Genomic DNA, 20,175 nt, shown 5'->3' with positions numbered 1-20,175 from the left:
GTCCCGGTCCGACGATGCCGATCATTCCCCGGACCCGTCCGCTCGGGCGGTGCTAGCTTCTGGTCGCATGCAGTGCGAGAGCCGATTGACGCTGGACGCCTCCGCCGCCGAGTACGTCATCGATGTCGCGAACGTCGTGCGCGAACCGGCGCTGGGCGGGGAGAGAGCGGCGGATCTGGCCCGGCTCGAAGGCCTGCTCGACGCCTTGGCGGAGTTCGCCCGCGACCCTTCCGTACAGGTGTACGCGATCACCGACCGTTCCCTGCTCACCGACGGCCGGCTCACGGCGCGGGAGCGGAAGCGTCTGGAGCAGTGGTACCGGGACGGGCTGCTCGAGGTGCTTCCCCGGGCGGACGACCGCATCCTGGAGCTGGCCGACGCCCTGGAGCTGCGGGTGGTCAGCGCCGACAACTTCCTGGACTTCCACCGCGCCTATCCATGGATACCGGGCGACCGCGAGAGATTTCTGCGCCCATGGCTGCGACCGGACGGTGCCATCGGGGTGCGGCCGAGGATCATGCCGGTGCCGCCGGAGTGGCAGGTCTCCCGCAAGGAGGAGGAGGGTCTGCTGCTGGAGGCCGGGGTGCTGCGTCGCTGGGCGCCGTCCGCGCACCGGGCCGTGCTCAGCCGGGACTGGCGCTGCCCGGAGGCGGACTGCCCGCTCTTCGGCGCGGCCGGCCGCCCCAGCACCTCGCTCCCCCGCCGCCGCGGGGACCGGGTGCTGTGCCCGACGCACGGCCTGCCGCTCACCGATGTCGGTCCCAGGCCGAGCCGCGCCCAGGTGAAGATCCTCATGGACGGCACGGTCAGGGGCCGCTTCATGGTGACGGTGGGCGAGCCGCTGGCGGTCGGGCGCGCCCCGGCCGACGGCGGAGTGGCCCTCGGCGCCTGGATCGACGACACGGCGGTCGACTCGGTGAGCCGCACCCATGTGGTGCTGCGGTACGACGGCAGCGGTCTGACCGTCGTGGATGAGCGCAGCGCGAACGGCACCCGGGTGCGCCGCAGCCGCCCCACAGGCGACGAACTCCTGCCGCTGCACCACGGCACACAGTGGAAACTGCGCCGCGGCGACTCCGTCGTCCTGCACGACCGGCTGGAACTGCTGCCCAGCGGCCGCCGGTTCGTCTTCGAGGAGGACGCCACGGACGGTACCGTCGGACCACAGCAGGGCGGCGCGGCCGCGGACCCGACAATGGTGAGTCTGCCGCGTGACCTGTTGCGGGAGTACGAGCGCAGGTACGGCCCCGCGTCCGGCCAGGAGCACGAGCAGGGGCACGAGCAGGGGCACGGGCAGGACCGGCAGCGGGGCCAGGGGCAGGATCGTCAGTGAGCGGGGACGGTGTGTCGGGGAGATCAGCGAGGGTACGGTCCTCAGCGACCGCTACCGCCTGGACGAGTTGCTGGGCGGCGGCGGGTTCGGGCGGGTGTACGCGGCCCACGACCAGCAGCTCGGCCGCGGGGTCGCGGTCAAGGTGCTGACGCTGCGCGCCGAGTGGGCGGACCGGGTGCGCCATGAGCGGCTGGGCCGGTTCCGCCGCGAGGCGGTCGCGGCCGCGGCCCTGAGCCACCCCAATGTGGCCACGGTCCACGACACCGGCGAGCACGAGGGCCGGCCGTTCATCGTCATGGAGCTGCTGGGAGGCACGGACTTCGGCCGGGTGCTGCTGGACCGCGGCGGGCTGCCGGTCGGGGACGTGCTCACTTACGGTATGCAGATCTCCGCCGGGCTCCAGCACGCCCACGAACGGGGGCTCGTCCACCGGGACGTCAAGCCGGAGAATCTGATGCTGCTGCCGGACGGCACCGTCAAGATCTGCGACTTCGGCCTCGTGGCGCACCAGGACCCGACCTTCACCCGCTACACGAGTCCCCAGGCGGTGATGGGCTCGCCGCCGTACTTCTCCCCCGAGCAGGCGCTGGGCGGGGAGGTCACCGCGCGCTCCGACCTGTACTCGCTGGGGTGCGTGCTGTACGCGCTGCTGGCCGAGGGGCCGCCGTTCTCGGCGGGCAGCCCCGTGGGCTACGCGTATCTGCATGTGCACGAGGACCCCGAGCCGATCGGGGAGCGGCGCCCCGAGGTGCCGGCCGAACTCGCCCGGCTGGTGCACCGGATGCTGGCCAAGGACCCCATGGACCGGCCGGCGACCGCGGGCGAGGTCGCGGACCTGCTGCGCGCGATGCTGCGGCCCGTTCCGGTGCCGCGCACCCCGACGGCCCTGGACCAGAGTGCGCGGCATTTGGTGTGGACGCTGTTGGAGGAGGGCGAGGGGCTGCTGGCGGGCGGCAGGTTCGTGGACGCGGACCGGCGCTACTGGCAGGCGCTTCAGCAGATTTCGCGTCTGGGCGCCGAGGAGGAATCCGCGTCCTTTGCGGCGCGCTTCGGCCGGGCCCGCGCTCTGGAGGGCCTGCACGGCTCCGAGGCCGTGGTCCGCCGGTTGGAGGAGCTGGCGCGGGAAACTTCCGCCGCACTGGGCAGCGAGCACCCGCTGACGCGCTGTGTGGCCTCCTACACGGCGGTCAGGTCAATACCTGGACAGTGACGTCGGCTGCGAGCCGGATCGTGTCTCCGGGGCGCAGAGGGGCCTCCGTCCCGGCGGTCAGCCGGTAGCCGTGCGCGAACGTGCCGTTGGTGGAGCCCTCGTCGACGATCCAGGCGGAGCCGTCGCTCTCCACACGGACAGTGGCGTGGATACGCGACAGGTTGTCGTGCACGGCGAGGAAGTTCACCGCGGGGCACATCTGCGGGTCACGGCCGAGCCGCAGCCGATATCCCGGCTCCACGGGGACGATCTCGCCGCCGGGGAAACGCAGCCGCAGCGCGCGGGCAGGTGTGTCCCTGCGGGTCTTGGCGGTGCCGGAGAGGACAGCGATGACGCGGGTGTGCTCAACCTCCGGGCCGACCTGTGGCAAGGCTTCGGTGGGGTCGGGGTCCGAGATGTCGTCACGGGCCGGCTTCATCAGGGAGAACGGCACGAAACAGCCCTGACAGATCAGCTGCCCGGGCTGCGCGCCGGGCGTACCGCACTCCGGGCAGTTGCCGGCGCCCGTTTCCTCGCGCATCCCCGCCCCCATCCGTCACACCGCATCCACTACGGAAATCGTATCGACTCAGGGGCTGTTCGGTCGGAGCACGGTCGGGTCAGGGCCCGTACAGCGGGTTGGGCACGGTGCCGTGGACGGCGGCGTGCGGGCGGTCGGCGCGGTCGCGGTAGCCGTCGAGGTGGAGCCGGTTGCGATTGAGGCACAGTCGCTCGATGCGCGGGGTGAGCAGATCGAACATGGCGAAACGTTCCTTGTGGTTGGGGAAACGTTCCTGGTGACGCAGGATCTCTTCCCGCACCAGCGCCCAGAATTCCGCTTCCGGCACGTCGAGTTGTGTCTCGCACAGCGGCGCGAGATAGCGCAGCACTCCGACGAACAGACCCGAATGGATGAACTGGGTGAGGAATTCGGGTTCCTCCGTGAGGAGTACGTCGCGGACGTCGGCCGGCATCGTGGCGTGCTCCGGCAGCGGCTGAGCGGAAACGTTCACGTCGTCCACGAAATCCTTGACGGCCAGCCGTACCGGGACGTCGTGTTCGTCGAAGACCACGATGGCGTTCTCGCCGTGGGGGGAGAAGACCGTGCCGTAGCGGTAGAGGAAGTGCAGCAACGGGGGCAGAACGGCCGCGAAGAGGTGCCGGAGCCAGACGCGGGGTGCGAGCCCTGAGCGCTCGACGAGTTCGGTGGTGAACGCCCTGCCCCGCGGGTCGGTGTGCAGCAGCGCCGCCAGCGTACGGGCGCGCTCCCCGGGTTCGAGATACGCCCCCAGGGGTTCGCGCCAGATACAGCCGAGCAGTTCCCGGTACTGATACGGCACGGTGGGCAGCTTGTCGTACTGCGGGTGCTTGACGGTGACGGAGGCGACCTCGCCGAGGAGGATCACTCTGGTCTCGTCGCGCAGGAAGGGGTCGTGGTCGCGCAGTTCGTGCACCCAGGCGGTGACGGCGGGGGCGGCGAGGGTGCGTTCGGTGGGCAGGCCGCGGTAGACGAGGGTGTTGAGGACGGACAGCGGCAGCTTGACGGTACGGCGGTGCGGACGGCTGGTGTTGAGGAAGGTGCGGATCGACTGCTGGGGCAGCCGGAGGTCGTTGTCAGTGGTGAGGTGGATGATGGATTCGTCGGCGATCGCGGGCGCGAAGAGCGGCGCGACGATCTGCTCCCACTGCCAGGGGTGGACGGGCAGCAGCAGGTAGTCGTCGGGGTCGCGGTCCCGGTCGGCGAGGATGCGCCGGAAGGTGTCGAGGGTGTCGGGGGTGAGTTCCTCGGCGTAGAGGAGATCGGGGGTGGCCAGGGTGGAGGTGCCGCGGTATTCGGCGAGGTCGCGGTGGACGGCGATCCAGGGCAGCCGGTGCTGCTTGCGTGACTCGGGGGCCCAGCGGGCCGCGTCCTCGTCCGAGAATCCGATACGTCCCTTGTTGGCGACGAGCCAGGGGTGGCCGGTCTGGTGCCCTTCGAGGTCGGCGTAGTCCAGCTCGGCGAGTTCCGCGGCCGGAAGGGCGGTCGTGTCGGTCCGTACGTCGGCGCGCAGTGTGGCGAGGAGTTCCCGGATGAGGTGCCCTGTGGTGTCGCCGCTCATGCCGAGCACGCCGTCGTGGCCGCTCGCCAGGAAGTGCAGCGGGTCACCGTCCGGAGTGATGCTGTCCGCGTCCACGTACCAACTGCCGTACGCGCCCCTGCGCGCGCGGAAGCGGTAGGTGACCTCGTGGCTGAGCGTGATCCGGTACGCGGTGGGGCCTGCGGCGGGGTCGGGCTCGGGGACGATCACCTCTTCGTAGGAGAACTCGGCGAGCATCTTGGCCAGCAGGCGCCGGCTCGCGTTCTGCCAGGCGGCGGAGTCGGACGGGGTTGCGGTGGTCACAAGTGGGCTCCTGCGGGAGACGGAAGGAGACAGCGTCGGACGGTGCCGTGCGAGGGCGTGTCAGAGCAGGTCGCGCAGGGCGCGGTCGCGGATCATCAGGGCCGCGCGCTTGCCGGGCAGTTCGACCTCGGCGGAGAAGCGGAAGCCGGCGGTGAGGAAGGCGGCGACGGAGGGGGTGTTGCGCAGGTCGGGCTCCGCGACGACCCGGCCGCAGGCCGGCCGGTGGTCGAGGACCAGTTCAGAGACGGTACGCAGCAAGGTGCTGCCCAGGCCGTGGGCGCGGTCGGCGACGCCGCCGATGAGCAGGTGCAGGCCGGTGTCGTGCGGCCGGGCCGGGTAGAAGCGGGCGACCGGGTCGAGGTCGGCGCGGTAGATCTCCCAGTAGCTCATGGGTGCGCCGTCGAGGACGCCGAGGCAGGGCAGGCTGCGGCCGTCGCCGTTCAGTTGCGCGCGCAGATGGGCCTCCGTGACATCGGGGCCACCGGCGAGCTCCCAGAATTCGGCGACTGCCGGATCGTTCATCCACCGCGCGATCAGGGCGAGGTCCCGGGCCACGTCGACCGGTACCAGCCGGAAGGACCCGGCGGGCGTGGCCGTGGCGGCCCAGCCCGCGACACTGTCGAGCAGGTCGGCCCGGGCCGCCGGACCGACCCGCTCGACAGTGTCCGTCGGCCCCGGAGGGGTGGCGGCGAAGAGGGCGAGGACCTCGGGGGGCAGTTTCAGATCGAGAGTGTCCTCGGTGCTGGAGTCGGCTGATGGCAACGGAACTCCTTCCTCTCCTGGTCCCGGGCCGCCGCTCAGCGGGCCAGCGGGTTGGGCAGGGTGACGTAGACGGACTGCGTGTCGACGGGGCCGACAAGCTCGTCCATGCCGTGCAAGCGCGTCAGCAGATTGGCCTTGCAGCGCAGTTGACGGCCGTTCAGCAGCCGCTCGGGCAGCCCGCTGCGGCCGCCGACACCCTCCAGGAAGCGGCGGAAGGCGGCGAGCAGCACCTGCTCGTCGGCGAGTCGCTGGGAGCCGAAGGCCCCGATGAGACCGAGGACGTTGTTGATGCCGAGGTAGTAGGCGAAGCGCTCGTCAGCGACCTCGTCGGCGACAAAGGTGTCGCTGGCCGAGCCGATGCCGGGCAGCGCCTTCTCCAGGTCGGCGCGGTGCGACTCACGGAAGTAGTAGCCCTGGTTGTCGCGGTAGCGACCGCCGCACGGCCAGCCCTCGGCGTCCAGGAGGACAAGGGTGTTCTGCTGATGGGCCTCCAGGGCGATCCCCGCCTCGCCGTCCAGCCACAGCACGGGCCGGATCACCGCGTCCAGATAGCGCAGGAACCACTCGGTGGCGACCGCCGTGGCGGGGCGTCCCGTACGGGCCGAAAGGTGCTCGACCAGTACGGCGAGCCGGGATTGCAGCGCGGGCGCCTCCAGACCCGGCCAGGGGCGCGGCGAGGTGAGCCCGGCCACGCAGTGCGCCTGGTCGCCGGGGCCGAACGGGCTGTGCCGCAGCACCACGTCGAGGCCCGGGACCGGTTCGTCGTCCAGGGTGTTGACACCGAGCCAGGCGGGGTCGCGCACGATGTCGAAGCCGGGGTGGACAGCGTGCCACCTGGCGGCGAGGCCACTGCGCAGCAACCGGTGGACCTCGGTGCCGCGCAGGAGTTCCTTGCGGAGGTTCTCCCGGCGGGAGTTGGTGATGCGCAGCCCGAGCGACAGCTTGAGCATGGCGGGCGAGTCCGGCCGGTAGACCGTGCGCACCGAGGACGTGGGATGCCAGGGGTCCCCGAGCGGGCCCAGGTCGCGCAGCAGCCCCGAGTCGAACAGGGGCTGCACATTCGGCCGGTGACGGACGTCGCGGGCCTGCCACGGGTGCAGCGGCAGCGCGGCGGCACCGTCCGGCAGTCGCAGACCGGGCCCGGCGAACGCCGCCAGCAGATCCGGAGCGGCCACCGTACGGCCGCGCTCGGTCCAGGCGGAGTCGGTGGCGAGCAGGCGGGCGTCCACGGAAAGCCAGTGCAGCGGGAAGGAGCCGCGCGACTCGGGCGAGTACGCGGCGCTCTCCTCGTCGCCGAGCCCTTCGCGTCCTTTGGGTGTCGGGTGCAGCGGATGGCCGAAGATCAGGGCCTGTTCGGAGTCGAGGAAGGGCAGGCCGGGGTCGGCGTCACCGGGCTGTTCGCGGCGGTCGGTGACGAAGACGGCGGTGCGGCGTACGGAGTCGGCCACCCGCGCCACCAGGTCAGCGCCCTCCGCCGGGTCCCCGCCGCCCTCACGGGCCAGCAGGGCGGCCAGCGCCACGGCGGTCAGCGGCCGGTGGTCGGCGGTGGCGAGGTGGATGGTGCCGAAGCGGTGGTGCCCGGTCGCCGACCAGTGGTGGACCGCCGTCCTGATCTCGGTGCCGCTGGCCGGGAGCGGGACGACCAGCACCCCGTCGGCGGGCTGCGTGAGCCCTGTCTCGCGTGCCCAGCAGCGCATCAGGTTCTCCGTGCCGGCCGCGTCGGCGACGGCGTACGGATCGGGGTGGGTCAGCGGGTCGGCACCGGTGGCGCCGAGGGTGACGCGCGCGCGCTGGGGCGGCACGGTCGTGGTGCTGTCGGAGGAGGCGGGTTCCACGCGTGCGGTCATGCCAGGGGCCTCACTTGTCGGTACCGCGTGGCGGCGGGTGGTGTCGGCGGCCGGATTCATACCGTGCCTCCGCGGGTCAGGGCCGGAGCCGGGTTGACGGCGGCGGTCGCCGCCTCGACGGCTGCCGCGAGCCGGTCGAGCACGGCTTCCGCCTGTTCGTCGGTGATGGTCAGCGGCGGCAGCAGGCGGACGACGCTGCCGTGTCTGCCGCCGAGTTCCACGATCAGGCCGCGCCGCAGCGCCTCCTGCTGGACGCGGACGGCGAGCCCCGGTGCGGCGGGCTGTGCTCCGTAGTCGTCCGGTTCGGCTTCGGTGTCGACGAGCTCCACGCCGATCATCAGACCACGCCCGCGTACATCACCGATACAGGCGTGGTGCGCGGCAAGTCCGCGCAGCCGGGACAGCATCCGGGTGCCGATCACCCCGGCGCGTTCGTGCAGTGCGTTCAGCCGTACGAAGTTGAGCGTGGCGGTGCCCGCGGCCATGGCGAGCTGATTGCCGCGGAAGGTGCCCGCGTGGGCACCCGGGTGCCAGCCGTCCAGTTCCTCGCGGTAGACGATCACCGCGAGCGGGAGGCTGCCCCCGATCGCCTTGGACAGCACCATGATGTCGGGCACGACGCCACTGCGCTCGACGGCCCAGAAAGTGCCGGTGCGTCCGACGCCGGTCTGCACCTCGTCCACGATCAGCGGAATGCCGCGGTCCTCCGTGATCTGCCGCATCCGGCGCATCCACGCGTCGGGGGCCGGGATCACACCGCCCTCGCCCTGCACCGCTTCGAGCAGCATCGCGGCCGGCGGCTGCACCCCGCCCTTGGGATCGTCGAGGAGATGCGCCGTCCAGCGCGCGGACAGCTCCGCGCCCCGGTCACCGCCGATCCCGAACGGGCAGCGATAGTCATACGGATACGGTAGCCGGGTGACCCGGGCGTCCGCCTCGCCAACGGCGGCACGCGCCACGGTGTCCCCCGTGGCGGCGAGGGCCCCGGTGGTCATCCCGTGGTAGGCCCCCGAGAACGCCAGAAGTCCGGTGCGCCCCATGGCGATCCGGGTCAGCTTGATCGCCGCCTCGACCGCGTCCGTACCCGCCGGCCCGCAGAACTGGATCCGGCCGTGCGCGGCCAGCGCCGGCGGCAGCGTCTCGAACAGGGCGGTGGTGAAGGCGTCCTTGACCGGGGTGGCGAGATCGAGCACCTGGAGCGGGGCGCCGGAGTCCAGGACGCCTCTGACGGCCTCCAGGACGACCGGGTGGTTGTGGCCGAGGGCCAGCGTGCCCGCGCCCGAGAGACAGTCGAGGTAACGGCGGCCGTCGGCGCCCTCCACCGTCATCCCGCGGGCCCGGACCGGCACCACGGGCAGCGACCGCGCGTAGGTGCGGGCCGCCGACTCACGCAGCGCCTGACGGCGCAGGATCCCCTCCGCCGAGGTCAAGTCGTCGGCCGACGCCGCCCGTTGTCCCGGCGCGCTCCGCATGGCCGCCATGTGCTCACTCCTCCCGGTCGGCCTCCGCACAAGTCTTTCCCCCCTTCCGTACTAACGACGCGGTGACAAAGCGATCACGGGCGACCGTCAGAACTTTCCGTGCGGAACCGGCCACCGTCGCACCGCCGTCCCTGAATCCGGCAGCACAGAAGCACGGATCCCAGGGGGCGCACGTCCATGCCATCCATACGCAGGCCGTTCGTGGCCGCCGCGGCCGCCGCCGTACTGCTCGCGGGCACCGCCACCGCGTGCGGACCGTCGGGAAGCGCGGCGGACGCCAAACACACCGCGGTCGCCAAGGCGCACATTCCGAGGGTGCCCGCGCTTCCCACCTCCTTCCCCACCAGCCTCAACGACCTCAAGAAGTGGGAGCAGGCATACCGGAAGGGCGGCTGGCGGAACTGGGACAAGGCGACCTGGCTGCGCAAGGCGGCGGACTTCGTCAACCCGGTGATCGACGGCCTGTGGAGCGACGCCCGTATGAAGGGGGCCGACCAGAACGACAAGCAGGTGCCCTCGGACGTGCCCGCCGACCGGGGCAAAACCGATCCGGCGCCCGCGTCTGTGGCGGCGCGTCAGGTCTCGACGCCTTACCACGACAACGCCCCGGGGGCCGGCAAGCTGTTCTTCGACAGCCCCAAGGGCTCGATGGTGTGCTCCGGCACCGTGGTGCAGGACCCGGCGCACCCGGGCAAGTCCAACCTCGTGTGGACGGCGGGCCACTGCGTGCACGCGGGCACGGACGGCGGCTGGTACCGCAACCTCGTCTTCGTGCCCTCCTACAACGACGGCGGCAAGGACGCGGCCGCGCTCAAGAACGCCGGGCGGGACGTGCTGGCACCGTACGGCGTCTACTGGGCGGACTGGGCGAGCACATCGGACCAGTGGATCAGCGGCGGTTCGGACACGGGCGGCAAGGGGTCGCCGTACGACTTCGCGGTGCTGCATGTGAAGCCGGAGAGCGGGGCCGGCGGCAAGTCGCTGCAGGAGACGGTCGGAGCGGCGGCGCCGGTGTGGTTCGACGCGCCCCCGGCGACGCGGATCGGCACCGTGGACGCGTGGGGGTACCCGGCCGCGCCGCCGTACGACGGCCAGCGCATGTACACCTGTGCGGGCAGGCCCGGGCGGCTGTCGCTGGACGCGCAGGCGCCGACGGAGTACCGGATCGGCTGCACGATGACGGGCGGCGCGTCGGGCGGTGGCTGGTTCGCGACCCGGCCGGACGGAAAGCGTGCGCTGGTCAGCAATACGTCCATCGGGCCGGTGACGACGACCTGGCTGGCGGGGCCGCGGCTGGGCGCGGAGGCGAAGAAGGTGTTCGACGATGTGAGCGCGAAGTTCCGCTGAGGGCCGGCTGACATGAGTAAGGACCCGCCTCCTGGAGACGGGTCCTTACCTGTGTGCCGCTGCGCTTACGCACCTGTGCACCGAGCGGGCCGGGCGCCGAAGGCGCTCAGATGCCGCTCATGTACCGGTCACACGCCGCTCAGTGCCGGGCGGCGAGGGTGAACGGCGCCAGTTCCGCCGCCAGTTCCGCGTGCACCCGCACCTTGAGCAGGGTGCCGTCACCGGTGTGCTCCTCGGACAGCACCTCGCCGCCCGCGTGCACACGGGAGACCAGACCGCCGTGGGTGTACGGCACCAGGGCCTCCAGCTCCACGTCGGGCCGCGGGAGTTCCTCGTCGAGAAGCTCCAGCAGCTCGTCGATGCCCTGCCCGCTGCGCGCGGAGACGGCGATCGCGTGCTTCTCGTTGCGGAGCAGCCGCTGAAGCACCAGCGGGTCCGCCGCGTCCGCCTTGTTGATCACGACGATCTCGGGCACGTCGAGCGCGCCGACCTCGCGGAACACCTCACGGACCGCCGCCAGCTGCTCCTCGGGCACCGGGTGCGAGCCGTCCACCACGTGCAGGATCAGGTCGGCGTCGGCGACCTCCTCCATGGTGGAGCGGAACGCCTCGACCAGGTGGTGCGGCAGGTGCCGGACGAACCCCACGGTGTCGACCAGCGTGCAGAGCCGCCCCGAAGGGGTCTCCGCCCGGCGCACGGTCGGGTCCAGGGTGGCGAACAGCGCGTTCTCCACCAGGACGCCGGCCCCGGTGAGCCGGTTGAGCAGCGAGGACTTGCCCGCGTTGGTGTAGCCCGCGATGGCCACCGACGGCACCTTGTGCCGCTTGCGCTCCTGGCGCTTGAGATCGCGGCTGGTCTTCATCTGCGCGATCTCACGGCGCATCTTGGCCATCTTCTCGCGGATGCGGCGCCGGTCGGTCTCGATCTTGGTCTCACCGGGGCCACGCGTGGCCATGCCGCCGCCGGAGGAACCAGCACCACCGCCACCCATCTGCCGGGACAGCGACTGACCCCAGCCGCGCAGCCTCGGCAGCATGTACTGCATCTGCGCGAGCGCCACCTGCGCCTTGCCCTCACGGGACTTGGCGTGCTGGGCGAAGATGTCGAGGATCAGCGCGGTGCGGTCGACCACCTTGACCTTGACGACGTCCTCCAGGTGGATGAGCTGGCCGGGGCTCAGCTCACCGTCGCAGACCACGGTGTCGGCGCCGGTCTCCACGACGATGTCGCGCAGCTCCTGCGCCTTGCCCGAGCCGATGTACGTGGCCGGGTCCGGCTTGTCGCGGCGCTGGATGACACCGTCCAGGACGAGAGCGCCCGCCGTCTCGGCGAGGGCGGCCAGCTCGGCCAGCGAGTTCTCGGCGTCGTCCACGGTGCCGGAGGTCCAGACACCGACGAGCACCACGCGCTCCAGGCGCAGCTGCCGGTACTCGACCTCGGTGACGTCCTCCAGCTCGGTGGAGAGTCCGGCGACCCGGCGCAGTGAGGCGCGGTCGGAGCGTTCCAGCTGGTCGCCGTCCCGCTCCCCGTCGATCTCATGACTCCAGGCGACGTCCTCTTCCATCATCAGGGCGTCGGCCCGAAGGCTCTCGGGGAGGCGCTGGCGGTTGTTCGAAGAGGAAGAAGAGGAGGAGGTCATTGCGTCCTTTGGTCGTACGGTCAACGGTGGCGGCCGTGCGTGCGCCGTCACTGTCGATGGTCGCACGCCGGGGCGGCGCGGTCACGTGGGTTTCACCGCGGGCCGCGAAAGGGGACGTCACGGCCCGCCCGAACAGAATCACTCGTGTGGGTGACAGTCGCGCGGAACAGCGGAGTGTCCGCGACCGTTCACTCAGTGTGATCAGTTCCTGGCGCCGGTGACGGCGAGCTGGGCGCGGTAGACGTCATAGACGCCGGGCACTGACCGCATCGCCCGCATCAGGGGACCGAGAGCCTGGGGGTCGGGCAGCTCGACCGTGTACGTGTGGCGGACCCGGTGCTCCTGCGGGGGTTCCACCGCGGCGGACACGATGCCGACGCCCTGGCCGGCGATCACCTCGGTGAGGTCGGCCAGCAGCCGGGGGCGGCTGAGGGCTTCGGCGAGCACGGTGGCGCGGTAGCCGCCAGCGGCGGTGCCGTCGCGCCACCGGACGGGTACGGCGATACGGCCGGCGGCGGCCATGCGCAGGGAGGTCGGACACTCGGCGCGGTGGACGGCCACCGTGCCGCCGCGGATCACGAAGCCGGTCACGTGGTCGGGCGGTACGGGCGTACAGCAGCGCGCCAGGCGTACGGTCGCGCCCGGCAGGTCGGTCACGGCCACCGCGTCGTCGTCGGGGACGGCGCCGGCGGCGCGGGCCGGGCGTACGGCGGGCGTGTCGTCGGGCTGGTCCTCGCCGGACACGGCGGGGTGCTGGGCCAGCCAGCGGGTGATGGCGATGCGGGCCGCCGGGGTGGTGGCGTGCTCGAGCCAGTCCGGGTCGGGTCCGGAGGTGGCCGAGTCGTCCATCAGCAGCTGGAGGGTGTCGCCGTCGCGCAGCCGGGTGCCGAGCGGGGCCAGCCGGCCGTTGACCCGTACGCCGACGCACGCGTGGCCGGCCTCGCCGTGCACCGCGTAGGCGGCGTCCACGCAGCTGGCGCCCGCGGGGAGGCGGCAGGTGCTGGACGCGTCGCCGCCCTGGGTGGTGAAGACGGTGATCTCGCGGTCCTGGGCGAGGTCGTCGCGCAATGCGGTCCAGAAGGTGTCGGGATCGGGAGCGGCGCGCTGCCACTCCAGCAGCCGGGCGAGCCAGCCCGGTTGGGTGGGGTCGACCCTCCCCCAGCCCTCGGCCGGGGCGGCACCCGCGTCGCCTCCGGCGGGTGCGGATCCTGCGCCGTCGGCGGCCTGCGGGAGTTCGGCGACGGCGTGCGGGTCGCCGAGGGCGATCACTCCGGCCTCCGCGACGCGGTGCATCCGGCGGGTGCGGACCAGGACTTCGGCGATCCGGCCCTGCCGGTCGGCGATCGCGGTGTGGAGCGATTGGTACAGGTTGAACTTGGGAGAGGCGATGAAGTCCTTGAACTCGGCGATGACGGGAGTGAAACAGGTATGGAGTTCACCGAGTACGGCGTAGCAGTCGGCGTCGTCGGCGACCAGCACCAGGAGACGGCCGAAGTCGCAGCCGCCGAGTTCGGCGCCGCCGCGTTTGAGCAGCAGGCGGTGGACGGACACCGCGTGCCGGGGCCGGATGGCCACCTCTGCGGCGATGCCCGCCTCGCGCAGCACCGACCGCAGCTCCTCGGCGATGGCGCCGAGCAGGTCCGGGCCGGAGGCGTTGGCCTCGATCATGGCCCGGGTCCTGGCGTGCTCCTCGGGGTGGAGGATCGCGAAGACCAGGTCCTCCAGTTCGCTCTTGAGCGCCTGGACGCCGAGGCGTTCGGCGAGCGGGATGAGAACGTCGCGGGTGACCTTGGCGATCCGGGCCTGCTTGTCGGGCCTCATCACGCCCAGGGTGCGCATGTTGTGCAGCCGGTCGGCGAGTTTGATCGACATCACCCGGACATCGCTGCCGGTGGCGACGAGCATCTTGCGGAAGGTCTCGGGTTCCGCAGCGGCGCCGTAGTCGACCTTCTCCAGCTTGGTGACACCGTCGACCAGATAGCTGACCTCCTCGCCGAAGCCGAGACGTACCTGATCGAGCGTCACCTCGGTGTCCTCGACGGTGTCGTGGAGGAGAGAGGCGGTCAACGTGGTGGTCTCGGCGCCCAGTTCGGCGAGGATGAGGGTCACGGCCAGCGGATGGGTGATGTACGGTTCGCCGCTCTTGCGGGTCTGGCCGCGGTGCGAGGACTCGGCGAGCACATACGCCCGGCGCAGGGTCTCGATCGCCGCGGGACCGGATTCGGGATGTCGCGCGCGGTGCACTTTGATCAGATGCTCGATCGCGCCGGGCAGTCGGTCCCGGCCGCCCGGGCCGAGCAACGCCGCCCGGCCCAGCCTGCGCAGATCGATCCGGCGAAGGTCGATACGGCGCAGACCGCGCCGGCCCACCTCCGCGGTGCGTTCCGCGTCCACCGCGTTGTCTGCGCTCATCGGGCCCTCCGGCAGCGTGGACCGGCTGCGGAAGCCTCCACGACCCGTGGGGCCGCGCCGGTGATTGATGCTACCGAGCCCACCACGTGCGGCTGTGACGCTCTCGCCGAGAGTGATCCCCATCACCCGTTCGAGGGAACCCGTACGGGAATAGTGACCGCATACGTCCGGTTCGGCCCTGCGCTTCGGCGGTCAGGACGCCGGGGCGTTGAGCCAGTCGCGGTCGAGAACGCCCTCCGCGAGGACGACCGCGGGACCGGTCATCTCGATCTGCCCGTCGGTGTCTTCGGTGATGACCAGGCGTCCGCCGGGCACATCGACGGTGTAGGTGACGGGGTTTCCGGTGACGGCGGGGTCCAGACCGTCCCTGCGGGCGGCCGCGACCATCACCGCGCAGGCGCCGGTGCCGCAGGACCGGGTCTCGCCCGAACCCCGCTCGTGCACGCGCAGCGCCACATGGCGGGGCCCGCGGTCGACCACGAACTCGACGTTGACACCGGTGGGATACGCCTCGGCGGGGGTGACGGCCGGGGGCCGGAGCAGGTCCCCCGCGTCGTCGAGGTCGTCTACGAAGGCGACCGCGTGGGGATTGCCCATCCCGACGTGCGTCGCGGGCCAGTCGCGCTCCCCCACCGTGACGGTGACATCGCCTCCGGGCAGCACGGCCCGGCCCATCCCCACGGTGATGTCGCCGGGCGTCCCGTCGGCGGCGTCCTTGGCGATGTGCACCCGGCGCACTCCGGCGCGGGTGGCGATCGCCAGGTCACCGGCGTCCGCGAGCCCGGCCCGCTGGAGGTGGCGGGCGAAGACGCGTACGCCGTTGCCGCACATCTCGGCGATGCTGCCGTCGCTGTTGCGGTAGTCCATGAACCACTCGGCCTCGGCCGCGAGCGCGGCGGCCTCGGGGTGGGCGGCCGAACGGACGACGCGCAGCAGCCCGTCACCGCCGATACCGGCCCGCCGGTCGCACAGCCGGGCGACATCGGCGGCGGACAGGTCGATACGGGCGTCCGGGTCGGGGACGATCACGAAGTCGTTCTCGGTGCCGTGCCCCTTGAGGAAGGCCAGAGGGGTGGTGTCGTGGCGCGCGTCAGTCACATGTCGATCGTACGCGGAGCGCTCGATAGGGGTGACATGGGCGGTACGCGGCAGCGCGGCGGAGAACCGCCGTGCGCGGGCCGGTGGGCGGCGGCTCAGCGCAGCCGGGCCACGCGCCAGACGGCGAGCACGGCCAGGATCACGATCAGCAGGCTGTAGCCCGCCACGAACCGCCAGTCAGGGCGGGCGCCGGAGCCGCGGGCGGGCAGCCCGGGCCAGGTCTGGCCGATCCGCCGGGCGGCCATCAGACCCCAGCCCGCCGCGCAGCAGCACAGCAGCAGTCCGAGCATGGCCACGACGGGCCCGGCGTCCCCGGACTCGAAGGCGAGCGGGAAGGCGAACATCAGGGACCCGCCGACCGCCAGGGCGATGATGGGCGCCAGCTGCCAGACGCGCAGCCGCCGCTGGGGCCGCAGTTCGCGGAAGGACTGGCCCTCCTCCATGGAGGGCAGCACGTCGACGGACTCCAGGGTGACGAGACCGTCCAGGGACTCCAGCGGTTCCAGTCGCTCAAGCGGCTCTCCGGCCGACGGGGCTCCCAGCGGTTCCTGCGAGTGCCGGGACTCCGGGATCGCGGTGGGCTCCCGCAGCCTGCGGGACAGGTCCGGGTCGGCCGTCGTGTCGCGCCCCGGTGGGGTGTCGCGTGGGCCGGCTGCCATCGCCACGCGCCCTCCCAAGTCTCCGACACCGTAGCTCGATGCTCGATGATGGCACGGGCGGGGGGCTTGTCCGGGACGCCGGAGCGTCCCGATGCCATCACGTGATCAGGCTGTGACCGCTTCTTCGAGCAACGCCAGCGCCTGGTCCGTGAGTTCCCTCCCACGGGCGGTCAGCCAGTGCACCCGCGCGTCGCGCCGGAACCACGAGTCCTGGCGGCGGGCGAAGCGCTTCGTGGCCCGTACCGTCTCGGCACGCGCCGCGTCCTCGGTGCACTCCCCGGCCAGCGCGGCGAGCACCTGCTGATAGCCGAGCGCCCGGGACGCCGTACGGCCCTTGCGCAGCCCTTCCGCTTCCAGGGCGCGAACCTCGGCGACCAGCCCCGCCTCCCACATCCGGTCGACCCGCAGGGTGATGCGCTCGTCGAGCTCGGGGCGGGGGACGTCGACGCCGAGCTGCACGGTGTCGTAGTGGGGCTCATGGCTGGGGAGGTTCGCGGTGAACGGCTGCCCGGTGATCTCCACGACCTCCAGGGCGCGAACGATACGGCGGCCGTTGCTCGGCAGGATGGCACGCGCGGCCTCGGGGTCGACGGCGGCCAGCCGGGCGTGCAGGGCGCCGGAGCCGCGCATGTCGAGTTCGGCTTCGAGCCGGGCGCGCACTGTCGCGTCCGTGCCCGGGAACTCCAGCACGTCGATGACGGCCCGCACGTACAGCCCCGAGCCGCCGACCAGCACGGGGACGCGGCCGGCCGCATGCAGGCGGTCGATCTCGGCGCGCGCCAGCCGCTGGTAGTCGGCGACATTGGCGGCCTCGGTCACGTCCCAGATGTCCAGGAGGTGGTGCGGGATCCCCTGCCGCTCCTCCAGGGGGAGCTTGGCGGTGCCGATGTCCATGCCGCGGTAGAGCTGCATCGAGTCGGCGTTGATCACCTCGCCGCCCAGGGCACGGGCCAAAGCGACGCCCAGGTCGGACTTCCCTGCCGCGGTGGGGCCGACGACGGTGATCACACGGTTCTTCACCCTGCCAGTCTCCCGCACTTCGACGACCGGTCGCGATCGAATGATCATCGGCATTTCCGGATCCACTCGGTGCTGGCGCGAAATGTCCCCGGCGCGAGTATGGTCGAGAGCAGAGAAGGGCGTTTTTGTGATGATTTGGCCAAATCTTGGCCGGGTACATCACCGGATGCGAGAGGGCGTCGCGCCCGCCCCTTGGCCGTCATCTCCGAGGGAAATCGAGGGAAGGTGCCAGATGAGCTTTATGGACACGCTCAAGGAGAAGTTCGGCCTGTCGAAGGACAAGGCCGGCGACCTCGCGCGTCAGCACCGGGACAAGGTCGACCAGGGCATGGACAAGGCCGCCAGGACCGCCGACTCCAAGACCGGCGGAAAATACAGCGGCAAGATCGACTCCGGCGTGGAAAAGGCGAAGGGCGCCCTGGGTGACTCCCGGGACAAGGGCGGCGGCTCCTCCTGACGACGTCCCGCCCGACACAGACACGACCCAAGGCGGGCTGACACGGTTTATCCGTGATCCGTACCGGACAGCCGCGGATTTCCACCGTCCGCGGCTTGTCCACGCCCGGGACCGCTCTCGGCCGCCTCCACGCCCGGACCGGTGGCCCGTACGCCTTACGTCCAGGTCGCGACGTAGTACGCGACGCCATAGGGCGACGACTCGTGCAGAAGCTGGCCGCCGAGACCGGCGTCCTGTGCGGCCCCCGCGAGCACCTGCCAGGGCGCGCGGCCCGCGACCTTGAGTGTCCGGGCGAGTTCCGGGTCGAGCCCGGCAAGCGCCTCGGTGTCGGCGTCCGCGAGGGCGGCCGCGACCTTGGCGTCGAAGGGCTCCGCGCGCTCGTCCAGGTAGCCGGGGGCCTTGACCGTACGGCAGGCGCTGCCGTCCCCCATGACCAGCAGGGCGACCCGCCCGGCCGACCCGGCGACGGCCCGTCCGGCCACCGCGCACCGCTCCTGTTCCAGTTGCTCGCCGACCCCCAGCCCCTCCACGGGCGCGGCGCTCCACCCGCGCAGCAGCCACGCGGCGACGGCCAGCGACGGCGGCAGCGGCGGTACGTCGTCGGCCTCCGCCCCCGGCGAGGGCGCGCCCAGGGTCACGTCGAGCGCGACACCGAAGGGACGGAAGGAGCCGGCGGCTCCCGGCGGGAAGACCCCTCGGCCCGGCCGCTCCGCGGGACCGACGACGACCAGTCGCTCCGGCCGCGAGGCGGCCAGTACGCCCACGGCGTCCGCGCACGCCGCCCGCAGTGGGTCGAGTTCGGGCGCGGCGCCTGCCGCCACCTCGGGGACCAGCAGGGGCGGACACGGGCACACGGCAGCGGCGACCAGCATGATCGGAACCTTACCGGCGGAGCTCCGCGCTCCCGGCGCTCATTCGAAACTCACTCGAAGGAGCAGCCGCCCACCGCGGACGGGCTCGGCGCCGAAGGAGCCGGTGCGCCGATTGTCGGCAGCCCCAGCATCACTCCGGCCGGCTGCGGCGCGGGCGCCGCGGTGCGCCGCTCCCAGGCGTCACCGGCCCGGGTACGGCGTACGGCCAGGGGTGCCTTCTCGGCGAGCAGGTGGTGCGGTGCGGCGTAGGTGATCCCGACGGTCACCATGTCGCCCGGCCGGACCGGCTCGGCGGGACGCTCGAAGTGCACCAGCCGGTTGTCGGGCGCGCGCCCGGACAGCCGCCGCGTGGCGTCGTCCTTGCGCCCCTCGCCCTCGGCGACCAGCACCTCCAGGGTGCGGCCGACCTGCTTCTTGTTCTCCTCCCAGGAGATCTCCTCCTGGAGGGCGACCAGCCGCTCGTACCGCTCCTGCACGACCGCCTTGGGGATCTGGCCGTCCATGTCGGCCGCGGGGGTGCCGGGGCGCTTGCTGTACTGGAAGGTGAACGCCTGCGCGAAGCGTGCCTCGCGCACCACGTGCAGCGTCTGCTCGAAGTCCTCCTCGGTCTCGCCGGGGAATCCCACGATGATGTCGGTGGTGATGGCGGCGTCCGGCATCGCGGCGCGCACCTTGTCGATGATGCCGAGGTAACGATCCTGCCGGTACGAGCGGCGCATCTCCTTGAGCACCCGGTCGGATCCGGACTGGAGCGGCATGTGCAGCTGGTGCATCACGTTCGGCGTCTCGGCCATCGCGGCGATCACGTCGTCGGTGAAGTCGCGCGGGTGCGGCGAGGTGAAGCGGATCCGCTCCAGGCCCTCGACACCGCCGGTCGCCCGCAGCAGCTTGCCGAACGCCTCCCGGTCCCCGATGTCGGAGCCGTAGGCGTTGACATTCTGGCCGAGCAGGGTGACCTCGATGACGCCCTCGGCGACCAGTGCCTCGACCTCGGCGAGCACATCGCCGGGCCTGCGGTCCTTCTCCTTGCCGCGCAGTGCGGGCACGATGCAGAAGGTGCAGGTGTTGTTGCAGCCCACGGAGATCGCCACCCAGGCGGCGTACGCGGACTCGCGGCGCGACGGCAGCGTCGAGGGGAAGGTCTCCAGCGACTCGACGATCTCGACCTGGGCCTCCTCGGCGATCCTGGCCCGCTCCAGCAGCACCGGCAGCTGACCGATGTTGTGGGTGCCGAAGACCACGTCGACCCAGGGGGCGCGCTTGACGATGGTGTCGCGGTCCTTCTGCGCCAGGCAGCCGCCGACCGCGATCTGCATCCCGGGCCTGGCGGCCTTCTTGGGCACGAGCTGGCCGAGGTTGCCGTAGAGGCGGTTGTCGGCGTTCTCGCGCACCGCGCAGGTGTTGAAGACCACGACGTCCGCGCCCTCGGCGCCCTCCGGAGCCCGGACGTATCCCGCCGCCTCCAGCAGGCCGGACAGCCGCTCGGAGTCGTGGACATTCATCTGGCACCCATAGGTGCGGATCTCGTAGCTGCGAGTGGGAGCGTCCTGCGCGGTCATGCGACAAGGGTAGGCGCTGCCCGGGGAAGCTCGGGACCCCCCGCGCTCCTCCGCCCCGCCGCCCGGGTGGCGCAGTCGGCGAGCCGCCGGGCCCGGACGTTCCTACGCTGGTCGTACAA

The 20,175-nt window shown here is 72.0% G+C and carries 16 protein-coding genes; 4 read left to right on the top strand and 12 right to left on the bottom strand.

The window, feature by feature from the left end:
* The first annotated feature begins 67 nt into the window (after positions 1-67).
* Complete coding sequence (locus OHA30_RS27565) at positions 68-1,333, top strand: FHA domain-containing protein (RefSeq protein ID WP_328916574.1); 1,266 nt, start codon at positions 68-70, stop codon at positions 1,331-1,333.
* Positions 1,323-2,543 (top strand): serine/threonine-protein kinase, encoded by a 1,221-nt coding sequence (locus OHA30_RS27560; RefSeq protein ID WP_328918016.1) that lies wholly within the window; start codon positions 1,323-1,325, stop codon positions 2,541-2,543. The genes OHA30_RS27565 and OHA30_RS27560 overlap by 11 nt, the downstream gene beginning before the upstream one ends.
* Here the strand turns inward: OHA30_RS27560 and OHA30_RS27555 are convergent.
* From OHA30_RS27555 to OHA30_RS27535, 5 genes are all read right to left on the bottom strand, one after another.
* Positions 2,521-3,063, bottom strand: a complete 543-nt coding sequence (locus OHA30_RS27555) for an FHA domain-containing protein (protein WP_328916573.1) — start codon at positions 3,061-3,063, stop codon at positions 2,521-2,523. The genes OHA30_RS27560 and OHA30_RS27555 overlap by 23 nt on opposite strands.
* A 79-nt stretch (positions 3,064-3,142) precedes the next feature.
* Positions 3,143-4,903: an IucA/IucC family protein gene (locus tag OHA30_RS27550; protein ID WP_328916572.1), complete on the bottom strand. Its 1,761-nt coding sequence runs from the start codon at positions 4,901-4,903 to the stop codon at positions 3,143-3,145.
* A 60-nt stretch (positions 4,904-4,963) separates the two neighbouring features.
* Positions 4,964-5,704: a GNAT family N-acetyltransferase gene (locus OHA30_RS27545; protein ID WP_405786045.1), complete on the bottom strand. Its 741-nt coding sequence runs from the start codon at positions 5,702-5,704 to the stop codon at positions 4,964-4,966.
* Positions 5,701-7,572, bottom strand: coding sequence for an IucA/IucC family protein (locus OHA30_RS27540; protein WP_405785159.1), 1,872 nt, complete (start codon positions 7,570-7,572; stop codon positions 5,701-5,703). The genes OHA30_RS27545 and OHA30_RS27540 overlap by 4 nt, the downstream gene beginning before the upstream one ends.
* A complete protein-coding gene (locus OHA30_RS27535; protein WP_328918015.1) occupies positions 7,569-8,984 on the bottom strand; it encodes a diaminobutyrate--2-oxoglutarate transaminase family protein in 1,416 nt (471 codons plus the stop codon). The genes OHA30_RS27540 and OHA30_RS27535 overlap by 4 nt, the downstream gene beginning before the upstream one ends.
* Before the next feature lie 186 nt (positions 8,985-9,170).
* Here OHA30_RS27535 and OHA30_RS27530 point away from each other — a divergent pair, with 186 nt between their 5' ends.
* Positions 9,171-10,340 (top strand): trypsin-like serine peptidase, encoded by a 1,170-nt coding sequence (locus OHA30_RS27530; protein WP_328916569.1) that lies wholly within the window; start codon positions 9,171-9,173, stop codon positions 10,338-10,340.
* A gap of 139 nt (positions 10,341-10,479) precedes the next feature.
* On the opposite strand, the gene hflX is transcribed toward OHA30_RS27530, so the two are convergent.
* The 5 genes from hflX to miaA form a co-directional block, all read right to left on the bottom strand.
* Complete coding sequence (gene hflX, locus OHA30_RS27525) at positions 10,480-11,979, bottom strand: GTPase HflX (RefSeq protein ID WP_328916568.1); 1,500 nt, start codon at positions 11,977-11,979, stop codon at positions 10,480-10,482.
* A 201-nt stretch (positions 11,980-12,180) separates the two neighbouring features.
* On the bottom strand, positions 12,181-14,391 hold the full coding sequence (locus tag OHA30_RS27520) for a RelA/SpoT family protein (RefSeq protein WP_328916567.1): 2,211 nt from the start codon (positions 14,389-14,391) through the stop codon (positions 12,181-12,183).
* Between the two features lie 192 nt (positions 14,392-14,583).
* The gene (dapF, locus tag OHA30_RS27515; RefSeq protein ID WP_328916566.1) at positions 14,584-15,489 is read right to left on the bottom strand and encodes a diaminopimelate epimerase; all 906 of its coding nucleotides are present in this window, start codon (positions 15,487-15,489) and stop codon (positions 14,584-14,586) included.
* 95 nt (positions 15,490-15,584) lie between these two features.
* Positions 15,585-16,148 carry a hypothetical protein gene (locus OHA30_RS27510; RefSeq protein WP_328916565.1) on the bottom strand — a complete coding sequence of 188 codons (564 nt, stop codon included), beginning with the start codon at positions 16,146-16,148 and terminating at the stop codon, positions 15,585-15,587.
* 105 nt (positions 16,149-16,253) lie between these two features.
* On the bottom strand, positions 16,254-17,168 hold the full coding sequence (gene miaA, locus OHA30_RS27505; RefSeq protein WP_328916564.1) for a tRNA (adenosine(37)-N6)-dimethylallyltransferase MiaA: 915 nt from the start codon (positions 17,166-17,168) through the stop codon (positions 16,254-16,256).
* A 232-nt stretch (positions 17,169-17,400) separates the two neighbouring features.
* On the opposite strand from miaA, the gene OHA30_RS27500 reads away from it, so the two are divergent.
* Positions 17,401-17,625 (top strand): antitoxin, encoded by a 225-nt coding sequence (locus OHA30_RS27500; RefSeq protein WP_328916563.1) that lies wholly within the window; start codon positions 17,401-17,403, stop codon positions 17,623-17,625.
* A gap of 155 nt (positions 17,626-17,780) precedes the next feature.
* On the opposite strand, the gene OHA30_RS27495 is transcribed toward OHA30_RS27500, so the two are convergent.
* Both OHA30_RS27495 and miaB read right to left on the bottom strand, forming a co-directional pair.
* Positions 17,781-18,497 (bottom strand): class III extradiol dioxygenase subunit B-like domain-containing protein, encoded by a 717-nt coding sequence (locus OHA30_RS27495; RefSeq protein WP_328916562.1) that lies wholly within the window; start codon positions 18,495-18,497, stop codon positions 17,781-17,783.
* Positions 18,498-18,547: 50 nt separating this feature from the next.
* Positions 18,548-20,056, bottom strand: coding sequence for a tRNA (N6-isopentenyl adenosine(37)-C2)-methylthiotransferase MiaB (miaB, locus tag OHA30_RS27490; RefSeq protein WP_328916561.1), 1,509 nt, complete (start codon positions 20,054-20,056; stop codon positions 18,548-18,550).
* Positions 20,057-20,175: the final 119 nt, after the last annotated feature.

This window comes from Streptomyces sp. NBC_00223, assembly GCF_036199905.1.
Classification (GTDB): domain Bacteria; phylum Actinomycetota; class Actinomycetes; order Streptomycetales; family Streptomycetaceae; genus Actinacidiphila.
The sequence above is the reverse complement of the archived record's forward strand: the minus strand, read 5'-3'. Positions and strand labels throughout refer to the sequence as shown.